Source organism: Phycisphaeraceae bacterium (assembly GCA_019636795.1).
Classification (GTDB): domain Bacteria; phylum Planctomycetota; class Phycisphaerae; order Phycisphaerales; family UBA1924; genus JAHBWW01.
On record JAHBWW010000003.1, the window covers coordinates 481,582 to 496,308 of the forward strand.

A 14,727-nucleotide genomic window follows, 5' to 3' on the forward strand; every position below is an offset into this window, starting at 1 on the left:
TAGCCCACGCCGATCAACTCCTGCTCCGTCCCCCGATCACCACAACGCCACAACCCCGCTCAAGGACACCCCGCCGCATAGAGGTTGAGAAACGCCTGCACATCGAAGAAATCAAGCGTGCCATCGCCCGTGAAATCGGTTGCAAGGTTACCCGCAGCGTACAGGCTCAGGAACAACTGCACATCAAAGAAGTCGAGGGTGCCATCGCCGTTGATGTCCGCCAGACACGGCGGCGGCGTCACCGCACAGCCCTGCCACTTCGAGATATTGAAAACTGTTGTGTCTCCAATTTGCCAGTGGTATCCACCGGCAAACAACGCTGGCCCGTCCCTGGTGCCATCATCAAACACAGTCAAGGCATGAATCTGGTCGCTCACACCCACACTGCCGGGGCTTGCCAGTGCCGACCACACGCTCCCGTCCCAGCGCGCGATGTTGTTGACTGTCACCCCGCCAGCGGTGCTGAATGCGCCCCCCGCATAGAGCGCCGGACCTGAACCATCATCGAATGAACCCAGAGCGGTCACGAGGGGGCCGTCGATGCCCACGCCACCGGGGCCTGACAATGCCGACCAGACACTGCCGTCCCAGCGTGCGATGTTGTTGACCGTCATGCCTCCAGCGTTGGCAAAGTTGCCCGACGCATAGAGCGCGGGGCCTGAGCCGTCGTCGAAAACTTCCAGGGCCAAGACCCAGCCGCCAACTCCAAGTCCGTTCGGGCCTGCAGGAGTGGACATGCTGCTGCCGTCCCAGCGGACAAGGCCGTTGGTGTTTCCGATGTACAATGCCGGGCCGGAGCCGTCGTCAAACACCGCCAGAGCATTGCATTGAGAGCCGTGACCCACTCCGCCAGCGTGAACCAGCGCCGACCACGCGCTGCCGTCCCACTTGGCAATGCGGTTGACCGTCACTCCACCCGCCGTGGTAAAACCGCCCGCAGCATAGAGCGCGGGCCCCGATCCGTCGTCGAACTCGGCCAGAGAAAAGACCCAGCCATTCACGCCTGTGCCGCTCGGGCCTGACAGTGCCGACCATGCGCTGCCGTTCCAGCGCGCGATGTTATTGACCGTGACTCCTCCTGCGGCAGAGTAAGTGCCTCCGGCGTACAGCGCCGGCCCCGAGCCGTCGTCGAACACCGCCGTGCTCCACACCGAGCCGAGACTCGTGATGCCCACACCATTCGGGCCTGACAGCGTCGACCATCCGCTCCCATTCCAGCGCGCGATGCGATTGACCGTCAATCCGCCTCCATCGCAGCAGCCCGCGAACCAGAACTCGCCCCCCGCATAGAGCGCAGGTCCCGTGCCGTCGTCATACACGCTCATCGTCGTGACACGGTTGTTCACACCCACACCGCCCGGCGCTTCCAGAGCCCTCCAGTGCGGCTGGCATGTATCCCCAGCCCTTGCCGTCGGAACCCCAAACGCCGTGCCCAGCACGCCCGCCAAAACCACCGACCTCAGCACCTCAGCCCGATTCGACGACACCAACGCACTCGCCAATTTCGCACCACGCATGTCAGAAACCTCCAAAAGTGATGTAACCCAGGCCGATCAACTCCTGCTCCGTCCCCCGATCACCACAACGCCACAGCCCCGCTCACGGACACCCCGCCGCGTAGAGATTGAGAAACGCCTGAACATCAAAGAAGTCCAGCGTGCCATCGCCTGTGAAGTCCGCGGCGAGGTTGCCACTCGCGTACAGGCTCAAGAACATCTGCACATCGAAGAAGTCGAGGACGCCATCGCCGTTGATGTCCGCCAGACACGGCGGCGGCGTCACCGCACAGCCCTGCCACTTGGCGATCCCGTTCGCCGTCACGCCGCCAGCGGTGGTGAAGTCGCCCCCGGCGTACAGCGCCGGACCCGCCCCAATACCGTGATCGAACGCCATCAGCGCAAGGACCCCACCGGGACTCATCACCCCCGTGCCACCCGGGCCGGTCAGGGTCGACCACGTCGAACCGTCCCAGCGGGCAACCCGGTTCACCGTCAGGCCGCCAGCGGTGTCGAAGTATCCCCCGGCGTACAGAGCTGGCCCAGTGCCGTCGTCGAACACCCTCAGGGCACTGATCTGGCCGTTCACCCCCGTGCCACCCGGAACGGTCAGCGGCGACCACACCGAACCATCCCAGCGGGCAATCCGGTTCACCGTCACGCCGCCAGCGGTGATGAATATGCCACCAGCGTACAGCGCGGACCCCGTGCCGTCATCAAACACCGCCATGGCATTGACCCAGCTACCCACCCCCGTGCCGCCCGAACCGGTCAGCGCCGACCACGCCGAACCGTCCCAGCGCGCGATCCGGTTCACCGTCACGCCACCCGCTGTGGTAAAAACACCACCTGCGTACAGCGCTGGCCCGCCCCCGGAGCCATCGTCGAACACCGTCAGGCTCCAGACTGTGCCGTTCACACCCGTTCCGCCCGGGCCGGTCAGTCCCGACCACGCCGAGCCGTTCCAACGGGCGATCCGGTTCACCGTCACGCCTCCAGCGCTGGTAAAGTTGCCCCCGACGTACAGCGCAGGCCCCGAGCCGTCGTCGAACACCGTCAGGGCAGCGACCGTGAAGTCCACCCCCGTGCCGCCAGGACCGGTCAGGGCCGACCACGCCGAACCGTCCCACCGAGCAATGTTGTTCACCGTCACGCCACCGGCGGTGGTGAAGTCGCTCCCCCCGGCGTATAGCGCCGGCCCCGTGCCGTCGTCGAAGACCGTCAGCGCCCAAACAGTTGGAAGAAATTCTCCCGCGATTCCCGACCCGAGCGGGGACCATGACGCGCCGTCCCAGCGGGCGATCCCGTTCACCGTCACACCACCGGCGGTGCTGAAGAAGCCTCCGGCATACAGCGCCGCCCCCCCGCCGTCGTCGAACACTGCCAGAGCACGGACGAAACTGCTGCCGGACGGGTCACTCACCCCGGTGCCGCCTGGCCCGGTCAGAGCCGACCACCGAGGTTCGCACTCATCCCCCGCCCTTGCCGTCGGCACGCCAAACGCCGTGCCCAGCACGCACGCCAAGACCACCGACTTCAGCACCCCAGCCCGATTCGACGACACCAACGCACTCGCCATTTTCGCACCACGCATGCAGGAAGCCTCCAGTAGGAACGGACCCCACGAACGAACCCCCAGCCGCACCGTGACCAGGGCCGGCCCATCATACAGGAAAATGCCCGGTCCGCAACCCCCAATCCTGATTTTCATACTTCAGCCCCAGCCGCCTCGGGCATGAGCATGCTCTGAGTCCCTGCTTCATTGACGGTGCAGCATCCTGCAGCCCACCACCGATCAACTCCTGCTCCGTCCCCCAATCACCACAACGCCACAGCCCCGCTCACGGACACCCCGCCGCATAGAGATTGAGAAACGCCTGCACATCGAAGAAGTCCAGCGTGCCATCGCCCGTGAAGTCGGCTGCAAGGTTGCCCGCAGCGTACAGGCTCAAGAACATCTGCACATCGAAGAAGTCGAGAATGCTGTCGCCGGTCAGATCGGCCAGGCACACCGGCGGCGGCGGCGTGCACTGGTTCAGCAGCACGCTGACCGAACTGGCCCCGTGGTTCGTGACGACCAGATCGCGTTTTCCGTTGCCATCGAGATCGCCGATCGCCACGAATGATGGATCGCTGCCCGTCAAGAAACTCTCCTTCGGCTCGAAGGTGCCATCACCCACGCCCAGCAGCACACCAACGGAGTTTGAGCCCCAGTTGCTGACGGCCAGATCGGGAATCCCGTCGCCGTCGAGGTCGCCGATCGCCACCGACCTCGGACTGTTGCCGGTGGGCACATGCTGCCAGGGTGCAAATGTTCCGTTGCCGTTGCCCAGCCGCACGCTCACGACATTCATGCTTCCGATGGCGGTGACCAGATCGGGAATCCCGTCGCCATTGAGATCACCGACGGCCACCTGCAAGGGCGGACCGCCGACCGCGAAGTTCTGCCTGGGCATGAAGGTCCCGTCACCGAGGCCCAGCAGCACACTGACGTTGCTGGCATTGAGATTCGCCGTGACCAAATCGGGAATCCCATCGCCATTGAGGTCGGCGATCACGACGGACCATGGGTTGTTGCCGGTTGCGAAGTCCTGCCGCGTGATGAATGTCCCGTCGCCATGGCCCATCAGCACGCCGACGGAGTTTGACAACCGACTCGCGACGACCAGATCTGGAATCCCATCGCTGTCGAGGTCGCCGATCGCCACCGATCGCGGGCCGGGACCGGTCGCGTGGATCTGCCGCTCCTGAAATGTCCCGTCGCCGTTGCCCAGCAGCACGCTGACCGTGCCGGGTCCGTCGTTGGCCACCGCGAGATCGGAAATCCCATCGCTATTGAGGTCACCGATTGCCACGGACCACGGACTGCCGCCAGCGATCAGGTCCTGTCGCGGCCCGAAGGTCCCGTCGCCAAGGCCCAGCAGGACACTGACCGAAGAAGCGTTGGAGTTGGCCACCGCCAGATCGGGAATCCCGTCGCCGTTGACATCGCCGATCGCCACCGATCGTGGCCGGCTGCCCACAGCGAAGCGCTGATCGCTCTCGAAGCCCAACCCGACCGGGCAGGACGGCCCCGAGTTGCCGCACCGGTTGAGCAGCACGCTTACGGTGCTCCCCGGCTGAGCGGTTGTGCCCGGATTGCCGACGACGAGGTCAAGCTGTCCATTACCGTCGAGGTCGCTGATCGCCACAGAGTCAGGATTGAAACCGGTGGCGTACTGCCTGCGCAGTCCGAATGTGCCGTCACCGTTACCGAGGATCACGAGGACCGAGTCAGAGCCAGCGTTGACCACTGCCAGGTCAGCCTTCCCGTCGCCGTCGAGGTCGGCGATGGCCACAGAGCGAGGAAAGAGGCCCGTGCGAAGATCCTGACTGGGCATGAACGTCCCATTCCCCACGCCCGACAAGACGCTGACCGTGTTCACGGACCCGTTTGCCGTGACCAGATCGGGAATCCCGTCGCCATTGATATCACCGATCGCCAGATGCGAAGGCGGGCCACCGACCGAAACATCCTGCCGCGGCATGAACGTCCCGTCGCCATGGCCCAGCAGCACGCTGACCGAGTGCATGTTGGTATTCGCGCTGACCAGATCGGGAATCCCATCGCTGTTGACATCACCGATCACGACGGACTGAGGCCGCAAAGCGGTCGCGAAGTCCTGTCTGGGCATGAAGGTGCCATCTCCCAACCCCAGCAGCACGCTGACCGAGTTTGAGGTGGCGTTGGCCACAACAAGATCAGGCGTCCCGTCGCTGTTGACATCCCCGATCGCAACAGACATGGGCAGACTGCCCACCACATATTCCTGATGGGGCCAGAACCTCCCGTCACCAAGCCCCAGCAGCACGCTGACGGTGTTTGAGGTTCTGTTGACCACGGCAAGGTCCGCGATGCCGTCGCCGTCGAGATCTCCGACCGCCACATAGTTTGGATTCTGACCCGTGCCGAACTGCTGCTTCGGGCCGAATGTCCCGTCACCAAGACCCAGCAGCACGCTCACCGTGCTCCCGGGCGATGGACTTGTCCCATCGTTGGCCACGACCAGATCGGGCACGCCGTCACCATTGAAATCGCCGGCCGCGACGAAGCGGGCCACAGCCCCGGCCTCGAACTGCTCATCAGCAGCATACAAACTCGCCCGGCAGAAGATGCCGCAGCGATTGAGCAGCACGCCGACCGTGGAGTTCGAATTCACGAACGCAAGATCGGGTTTACCATCGCCGTCAAGATCACCGATCACAAGTCCGCCGGGGCCACTGACGGCCGCGAACACCTGACTGGTCCCGAAGGTGCCATCGCCATGGCCACGCAGCACGCGCACAGTTCGGGTGCTGGTGGCGTTATTCGCAACCGCAAGATCAGGAATCCCGTCACCGTCGAAATCACCGATCACCACGGAGTTTGGAGCTGCGCCCGCAGCGTAGTTCTGGCGGGTACCAAAGGTGCCATCTCCTTGACCAGGCAGGATGCTCACCGTATCGCCGTCCAGATTGGCAACCGCAAGATCGGGAATGCCATTGCCATTGAGATCACCGATCGCAATAGAGTTGGGCCAGAGGTCTGTAAAATATGTTCCTCCCGCACGGAAGGTCCCGTCGCCATTGCCCAGTCGCACACTGACGGATTTATGTTCGCGGTTCGCGATGACAAAGTCTGCAATGCCGTCACCATCGAGATCGGCGATCACGATCGCATAAGGAAACATGAAGACGTTGACCTCGTGGTGCTGCCCGAAGCTTCCATCCCCATCGCCCAGCAGCACGCTGACGCTGTCAGACGCCATATTGGTCACGGCCAGGTCAGGAATCCCGTCGCCATTGAGATCAGCGATCGCCACAGAATCAGGAATCACGCCGGTGGCATAGGGCTGGCGGACTCCAAATCTGCCGTCGCCATCGCCCAGCAGCACGCTCACGGTATCCGAGTCTTCGTTCGTCACGACGATGTCGAGTATGCCATTGCCGTTGAGGTCCCCGAGCGCCACGGAGACCGGACGCAGGCCGGCGCCAAAGTCCCAGCGCGGCAGGTAGGTGCCATCACCCACGCCCAGCAGCACACTCACTGTCGCCGAGTGCAGGTTTGCGACGACCAGATCCGGGATGCCGTCACCATCGAGATCACCGATTGCTACAGACTTCGGAGTATTGCCGGTGCCGAACTGCCGCTCCTGCCCGAACAGATCGGCCACATCACACTGGCCCGCCCCGGCCCCCATCGCCGCGATGCCCACGAACGCCGCCGCCAGCACACTTCGGAGGTTGATCAAGACGGGGTTGTTCAAGACAAGATTGAAACGCGTGTTGCTGAAGGTCGCTTTCATTGAAATCCCTTCTCCGGCACTTGCGGAGGAAGACCGACCGGGCCGCTCGCTTTCTGCACGCGGGTACGGACGCTCAGACTGGAAACATGGGCCCTACCGCCAGCGCAGCATGGCTCCACACCGCCTCTGCGCGCACGGGCGAAAATCTCGCAACAGTGTGAAAAATATTTCTGAACGCTCAGGCCCGCGCCCACCAGGTACCGGGTGTCCTAGCCACGGCTTTGTGTGGCGAGGATACCGCTGAGGGCCGGGTACCCTCGCGAATGCCTGGGTGGCAGCCACTTCTCACGACACGAACCACCGATCTTGGCCATGCAAAGCAAGAACCGCGCCCGCCCACTCCGCACGCCGGAAATCAGCCCCGGCAACACACCCAAACCCGAAAAAACCGCGTCAAGATGGGCAAGCAGCAAGGCCCGCAGCCCTCACGGACACCCCGCCGCATAGAGATTGAGAAACGCCTGAACATCAAAGAAGTCAAGCGTGCCATCGCCCGTGAAGTCGGCTGCAAGATTGCCCGCAGCGTACAGGCTCAGGAACAACTGCACGTCGAAGAAGTCGAGGATGCCGTCGCCATTGAGATCGGCGGGGCACAGCGCGGGCGGGGGCGGGAAGTTCTGATCGATCCACGTCCGGGCCGAATGGGTCAGCTCATCCGCCGGATACGAGACCGCCGGTGCTGCGGGCCCGCGCGCGGCCTTAGTTGCAAGCCTGATGTTCGCCCAATCGTTCCAGGCGTAAAGTGGTTGGCCCGGTGAGGGGGTCGTGGGAAGAGAAAAATCCGGCGGAGGGTTCGCGTGGTAGTTGAGGTCTTGCGCGACGGAGGTGCTGAAGATGCCGTCGAGCATTCCGCTCCCGCTGGTGTCGCCGTAGTCCACCAGCGAGCCATTCAGCCGGACATGGGACAGACCACGAACTATATCACCGTCACCAAGATCAACATTGAACCCGAACGGCATCCAGAAGTCACGGTAGATGCCCGCGGGCAAGCCGATTCCCACCGTCTCATCGAGAGTGGACTCATGGAGGTCTCGAAGCGATTCGTTGCCGGCGCGCGAGTAATCGAGTGTCCAGAATGCCGAGTTCCACGCAAAACGATAACTCATGACATAGTTCATGATGCTCGGGTAGTTGGGTTTTCCGTCGATTCCATCGTTGCCGCCGTGATCGAGTCCCAGGTTGTGTCCGAGTTCGTGCATGAACACCGCGGCCTGCGTCTCGTCGTCGGTCACCCCGCCGAGAAAGATCACAAAGTTGTCGCCCCCGATTTCGCCGCAGCCGGCGATGTCATCAGGCCCGGCACCATCCGCGACGATGCAGTAGCGGTAGACCATTGCTTTGGCACCCAGCATGGCTGTCGCATTCGGGTCGCTCCGTTCGCTGTCCGTCCCGAATCCTTCGTTGCTGTTGCGGAATGCGAAGAAATCCACAGGCCAGCAGTGTTTAGGCGGAAGGGTCTGCCAGACGCTGACGCGAGGAAGGTTTGTTCCGTCGCGAAGGATGTGCAGCGTAATCCCGTCGGGGCCGACCGGGTTGGCCACCGGTGCGTTCGCGAAGGCATCAATGACCAGATTGGCCGCCGCCTGGGTGAATGACATTCCAGCCATCGCGTCAACTTCGACGAAGAGGTCCTTGCGCATCGGGTCGGCACCGGGCAGTGGATAGCGCTGGCAGTTGCCGTTCGCGTCCACATACGGCACGCCGTTGCATTCCCAGTCATCGGGAATGCCGTCGCCGTCGGTATCTATTGGATTACTCCACCGAAACGCGCGGGTCTGTCCGGCCGCGTTTGTAGCGGACCCTACGACCACCGATCCGTCCGCTGAAACACCATACGCTCGAGAGAAAGAGCCCCCCAAAGTGCCGAGGTTCTGCATTCCTCCGCCCTCAGTCCAGCGAAAGGCTCGTTGGCCGAAAGCGGAGTCAGAGTATCCAACCACCACAGATCCGTCCCCCGAGACACCATCTGCCCCTGAACCAAATCCCCCCTCTAACGTGCCGAGATCCTGCATTCCTCCGCCGGCTGTCCAGCGAAAGGCTCTATACGAGTACCCAACCACCACGGATCCGTCCGCCGACACGCCATATGCGCCCGAGAGCAAGCTTCCCAACGTGCCCAGGTCCTGCATGCCTCCGCCCACCGTCCAGCGGACGGGGCGGTAGTCGAGTACATGAATGTCCGCTGAGCCCCTCCACCATTGCCCGACGACAATATATCCATCCGCTGAGACAGCGAACGCCTCCGTGCGTTCGCCTCCATTAATCTCAGGTGCGCCCAAGTTCTCCATTCCCCCGCCAGCTGTCCAGCGGAAGGCGCGGATCTGATTCCACACGGTCACGGAGCTTCCGACCACGACAGATCCGTCCGCCGACACGCCATATGCACGCGCCCATGAGCCCCCCAACGTGCCCAGGTCCTGCATGCCCCCGCCCGATGTCCATCGAAAGGCACGATGGCCCAACTCTGAGTCCGAGTACCCCACCACCACAGCTCCGTCCGCAGAGACACCAAAGGCGAATGAGTTGGAACCCCCCATTGTGCCGAGGTCCTGCATGCCTTCATCCGCCGTCCAGCGAAACGCGTGTTGGGTGCCAGACACGGTAGCCGAATACCCAACCACCACGGAGCCGTCAGCCGAGATGCCGCGCGCGTTTGAGTTGGATCCGCCCAGTGTGCCGAGGTCCTGCAACTCGCTGCATGGCTGAGCTGCTGCAGTGCCCGGCAGTCCACCAAGGACTATGAACGCGACGATCGCAGTACCGCGCCAGAGGCGATGGATCCATGCCACGCTGCCGCTCACGTCTGACGTTGGTACCTGCTTCGTGCTTGTCATGATTCCTGCTCCTGTTCGTCATACCCTCAGCGTGCTTGCCCGTCCTTGTTCAGCATCACCGGTGCCCCATGACGGGTTCTCTGCTCCCCTAATCTTACTAACGCCAAGCAGCAACGCCGCGAGCACCGCCCAGAACAACCCTGCCAGCCCGCAACCAGCCCTCAGCCGGTATACCGGAACACACCCGATGCCACGCCGCATAGTGAAGATTTCCTGGGGTGCGTTTGACCCGGGCCGGCAGCCGGACCGGTTTCGCGGAACCGGCTTCCAGCCGCTTGAAGTCCCACCGAGAACCCGCCCCCGCCGCCGGCGGGATGAGCATGGCTCAACCAGTCGCTTCGCAACGTCCATCGCGGTTCTCGGGGGCAAAAAGGCCCATTCGCGCGATTCCTGCGCGAGACTGGACGAGCCGAGCGCGACGTTTTGCTCGCCGAGCGCGACGTTTTGCTCTCCAACCGCGACGTTTTGCTCGCCGAGCGCGACGTTGCGCTCTCCGAGCGCGACGTTTTGCTCTCCGAGCGCGACGTTTTGTTCTCCGAGCGCGACGTTTTGCTCGCCGAGCGCGACGTTGCGCTCTCCAGTCGCGCCATTGGAGAGCGCCGTCACGGCACTCGAGCCTTCCCGCACGCGGCCTGATGGTGCTGCCACCCCCCCTCCTGGAGCGGGCACGTCCGCATGCTCGACCCCGCCCCCAGCGCCGCCCCGACCCGTGCCTTCACCCCCGGCACCCCTGCCGCCCCGGGCCCCCGGACCGCCTCCGTCTCACACCCCCAGCAGGATCTCCATCGTCCGCTGGTCGAGCCGCTCATACGGCAGCGGCCGCGCCGCGAGTCTGGCCCGATCGAACGTCATGGCCGCCAGCGTCGCCGCGTGGCTCGGAGAAAAGTCGCACAGCGCATCGAGATCGGCGCTGCGCCGGTTGATCTGCCGCAGCAGCGACTTGATCTGGCTGTCAGCGTTCCACTGCCTGGCCTTCTCGCGCAGGATCAGGTACGTCCGCATCGAGCCGCGGGCAAACTCGATCACGTCGGCCCGATCGCTGGTGCGATACGCGTGGCTGTCGAAGTGGCGAAAGCCGTCCCACTTGCAATCTTCGAGCAGCTTGACCAGAAAGAACGCGCTCTTGATGTCGGCCGAGCCGAAACGGAAGTCCTGGTCGTAGCGCCCGAACTGTTGATCATTGAGATCGATGTGAAAGAGTTTGCCCGCCGCCAGCGCGGCCGCGACCGCGTGCGTGAAGTTCAGCCCCGCCATGTGCTCGTGCGCCACCTCGGGGTTCACGCCGACCATCTCCGCATGCCTGAGCGTCGGGATCAGCGCCAGGTACGCGTGCGTCGTCGGGAAATACATGTGCCCGCGCGGCTCGTTGGGCTTGGCCTCGAGCGCGAAGCGATAGTCGTAGCCCTTGTCGATCGAGTACGCGCACAGAAAGTCGAGCGCGGAGCGAAAACGCCCCTCGGCCTCGATCGGGTCCTTGGCTGCGTCCGTCTCGACGCCCTCGCGCCCGCCCCAGAAGACATAGATCTTCGCGCCAAACTCGGCCCCCAGATCCATCGCCGCCATCGTCTTGGCCAGCGCATAGGCCCGCACCTCGGCGTCGTTGCTCGTGAACGCGCCATCCTTGAAGACCGGATCGGAAAACAGGTTCGTCGTCGCCATGCAGACGCGCAGTTTCGTGCGCTTGAGCGCAGCGGCGAAGTCGGCCTTGATCGTGGCCGCCTCGTCGGGGCCCGCGTCGATCGGCACCAGGTCATTGTCGTGAAAGTTCACGCCGCACACGCCGCCGACCTCGCCGAGCAGATCGACAATCTCGGCCGGCGCGAGCGCAGGCCGCGTCGCCTCGCCGAATGGATCGCGCCCCGCGTGGCCGACGGTCCAGAGGCCGAACGTGAACTTGTCTTTGGGTTTCGGATCGTCAATCGTGGTGGTGGGCATCGGTGCGGGCCTCCAGTGCGGCCCGAAACCTTAGAACGACCAGCCGAGATTGACAAAGTAATCGACATCGCTCTCGTGGGCATTGCCCCCGGGCTTCGAGTCGTACCGGTTGGCCACGCCCACCCGCAGGTACAACTCGGCCGCCGGGTCGATGCGCACTTCCCACGACGCATCGCTGTTGAGGCGGAACGTCCCCGGCTCCGCCGTATCGGGCAGATACTCGACCCCCGCCCGCAGCGTCTGGCGAGGCGAAAGCGTGTGCGACAGATCCGCCGCAAGAAACCCCTCGCTGCGCACCTCGTCATCGGCAACCCCGATCCGCCGCGACGCGCCAAACCCTCCGCGTCCGAGCAGCGACGTCTTCTCCGTGCCGATCAGTTCGAACCCCACGCCGCCAAACCCCGAAACCCGCGCGTCCCAGTCCTGGAACTCGTCGAGCTCGTAGCGCGCGGTGACGAAGTACCGCCACTTGTCGTGCTTGAGCGTCAGCCAGTCCTGCCGGGCATCGAGCACCAACTGGTTCTGCCGCGTCTGCCCGTTCTCGCTCGTCAGGCGATAGGCTCCCTTGAGAACTGTTTCGTGGGCAGACGTCCGGCGGACCGTATTGAATGAAAGCCGAAGCGACTGGCGACTCGAGTTGCCCTCGGTCCCATTGAGCCCGAACTCGACCGAACTCTTCCACTCCTTGAGAAACCGTGGCAATCGCTGCCCATCCGCGAGCGGGGCATCGGCCGCCGGTGCTTCACCACGGGCGTCCTGCCGGGGTGCCTCGAGCGCAGGCTCGGAGACTGCTTCAGCGGCAGCCCCGAGCGAGGACTCGAGCGAAGCCTCGAGCGAAGCCCTGGCCTCGGCCAGCTCACGCTCGAGCGCTTCGATCCGCGCCTTGAGTTCTTCGACCGTGTCGGTCGCTTCAGCCGCGGCGCACGTCGCGAAGATGGCAAGGGCGGTCATCCACGCCGCCCGAAACTTGACCATGCAGCCTCCAAATCACTCGACCGGGTTCGACCAGGCGTGTGGCACGCACAGGATCTCGCTACGCTGCACTCCATGTGCGGCCTTGCCGGCATCATCCGTCTCCATCCTCCGGGGAACTCCCCCCCCGCTTGGATCTCCATTCCCGAGCCGTGGCTCGATGTCCTTGATGCGTCGAACGTCCATCGCGGGCCCGACGGGGCCGGGCGCTTTCGAGACCGGATGGTGCTCGACAACGGCTCGACCCTCGACGCCGCACTGGTGCATCGACGCTTGAGCATCATCGACCATTCCGGCGGTCGCCAGCCAATGGTTCTGGCACGAAACCAAACTTCGGATCTGGCGCTGACAACGCACCCCGATCGAGTCCTCGCCGACCCGATCGGCAACCGTCCCGAAGGCATCGCTTCCTTTGATGCCGGAGACCACGAGGGGATCGACCGGGCGGACCTGACCGCCGTCGTCTTCAACGGCTGCATCTACAACCACCGAACACTGCGGGCCCAACTCGAAGCGCTCGGCTGCCGCTTCCAGACCGACCACTCCGACACGGAAGTTCTTGTCCACGGCCTTCGACAATGGGGGCCACAGTGCTTCGAGCGGTGCGAAGGCATGTACGCCGTCGCCGCCTGGAGGCACGGGCAACTGATCCTGGCACGCGATGCGTTCGGGGAAAAGCCGCTCTACTGGTGCTGCCAGAGTGGAGTGCTTGCGTTTGCGAGCACAGCAACGGCACTCGCCCGGCTGATGTGCCTCCACCCCGGCGGGCTGAATATCCGCGAAGAAGGCATGGTCGGATGGCTCGCCGATGGATACCGGCTCGGGCACATGGGGCTGATGGATATTCAGGAGGTCATGCCGGGACAGGTGCTCGTCTTTGACAGCCCGCGAGCAGATCCGACACGCCACCGATCGCAGCAACTGAACGCCACACCCCGCCCGGACACTCTGCCCCGGACTGGATCGGCCCTGCTCGACCATATCGAAACCGAGATCGAGCGGGCGGTGGCGATGCGACTCGAAGCCGATGTGCCACTGGCATGCTTCCTGTCGGGCGGGGTCGATTCATCGATCATCGCGATGATGGCCCGGCGACATGTCGATCGGCTCGAAACCGTGTGCGTGCGCATGCCCGCTGCAGAGTTCGACGAGTCGGCCCACGCCCGGCTTGTAGCGCAGACGATTGGCTCAGCACACATCGAGGTCGAAGTCTGCCCGTCACCAGCGCACGATCTCGTGAACCTCATCGGGCAACTCGGGCTTCCGTTTGCCGATTCCTCGCTTTTGCCCGCGCACTGGGCCAGCAGTGCCATCGCGGGCGGCGTCGCGCTGGGCGGCGATGGCGGCGACGAAATGTTTCTCGGGTACGAGAGGCAGTGGGCTTCACGCTATCTCGGCAAGCCGTGGTCGCTGATGAGTCGCATCCTCAGCCCCGCAGCCCTCGCAGTGCTCGATCGCTCGAATCCGCGGTCGCGCGCCGACAAGGCAGCACGACTTCTCGCCGCTTCACGCTGCGGCTCATACCGCGAACTTGTCGCAATCATGCAGAGAGCGGACGTGAACGCGCTCCTGCGCCGCAGCGTAACAATGGATTCGGTTGATGAGCCATGCACAGAGCCCAAGGGCGCCCAGCATTTTGACCTGAATGTGTACTTGCCCGGCGACCTCATGCGCAAGACCGATACTGCCAGCATGGCGTGCCCGATCGAGGTGCGCAGCCCGTATCTCGATCGAACCCTCGCTGCAAGCGTGCTGCCTCTGTCCGCCGGCGTGCTGGGCGGACCATCGGGCCGCGAACGCAAGGGATTGCTGCGGGCCATTGCACGACGACACCTGCCTGCTGAGGTCATCGATCGCCCGAAGCAAGGGTTCGCCATCCCGATCGGCGCGTGGTTCAGGTCCGACTTCGGCTCCATGCGTCAGTGCCTGTACGACCACTTGGACAGGCCCGAACCCTTTGGCGGGCTCGACTCAGGACTGATCGATCGCGGATGTGTGCAGCGATGGCTGCGCGAGCACGATCATCGCCGCCGCGACCACAGCCAGAGACTCTTTGCCCTCCTGTCGCTGAGCGTGTGGTGCAAACAGGTGACACACTGGCGGACGTGATCGCTCCGTAAAAAAACCAACCCCCGGAGAGGTTGGTGTGAACAATCTTCAAGTATG

8 protein-coding genes are annotated in these 14,727 nt (G+C 63.9%); 1 reads left to right on the forward strand and 7 read right to left on the reverse strand.

What is annotated here, in order from left to right:
* Positions 1-59 precede the first annotated feature (59 nt).
* The 7 genes from KF757_08160 to KF757_08190 form a co-directional block, all read right to left on the reverse strand.
* Positions 60-1,517 carry a hypothetical protein gene (locus KF757_08160; GenBank protein MBX3322949.1) on the reverse strand — a complete coding sequence of 486 codons (1,458 nt, stop codon included), beginning with the start codon at positions 1,515-1,517 and terminating at the stop codon, positions 60-62.
* An 82-nt stretch (positions 1,518-1,599) separates the two neighbouring features.
* On the reverse strand, positions 1,600-3,090 hold the full coding sequence (locus tag KF757_08165; GenBank protein ID MBX3322950.1) for a hypothetical protein: 1,491 nt from the start codon (positions 3,088-3,090) through the stop codon (positions 1,600-1,602).
* A 247-nt stretch (positions 3,091-3,337) separates the two neighbouring features.
* On the reverse strand, positions 3,338-6,820 hold the full coding sequence (locus KF757_08170) for a VCBS repeat-containing protein (GenBank protein ID MBX3322951.1): 3,483 nt from the start codon (positions 6,818-6,820) through the stop codon (positions 3,338-3,340).
* Between the two features lie 425 nt (positions 6,821-7,245).
* Positions 7,246-9,654, reverse strand: coding sequence for a hypothetical protein (locus tag KF757_08175; protein ID MBX3322952.1), 2,409 nt, complete (start codon positions 9,652-9,654; stop codon positions 7,246-7,248).
* Between the two features lie 18 nt (positions 9,655-9,672).
* Positions 9,673-10,260, reverse strand: a complete 588-nt coding sequence (locus KF757_08180) for a hypothetical protein (GenBank protein MBX3322953.1) — start codon at positions 10,258-10,260, stop codon at positions 9,673-9,675.
* Between the two features lie 156 nt (positions 10,261-10,416).
* Entirely contained in the window at positions 10,417-11,589 is a 1,173-nt protein-coding gene (gene xylA, locus KF757_08185) for a xylose isomerase (GenBank protein MBX3322954.1), read from the reverse strand.
* 30 nt (positions 11,590-11,619) lie between these two features.
* Positions 11,620-12,564, reverse strand: coding sequence for a DUF481 domain-containing protein (locus KF757_08190; GenBank protein MBX3322955.1), 945 nt, complete (start codon positions 12,562-12,564; stop codon positions 11,620-11,622).
* A 72-nt stretch (positions 12,565-12,636) separates the two neighbouring features.
* On the opposite strand from KF757_08190, the gene asnB reads away from it, so the two are divergent.
* Positions 12,637-14,670: an asparagine synthase (glutamine-hydrolyzing) gene (gene asnB / locus KF757_08195; protein MBX3322956.1), complete on the forward strand. Its 2,034-nt coding sequence runs from the start codon at positions 12,637-12,639 to the stop codon at positions 14,668-14,670.
* The last annotated feature ends 57 nt before the right edge of the window (positions 14,671-14,727 follow it).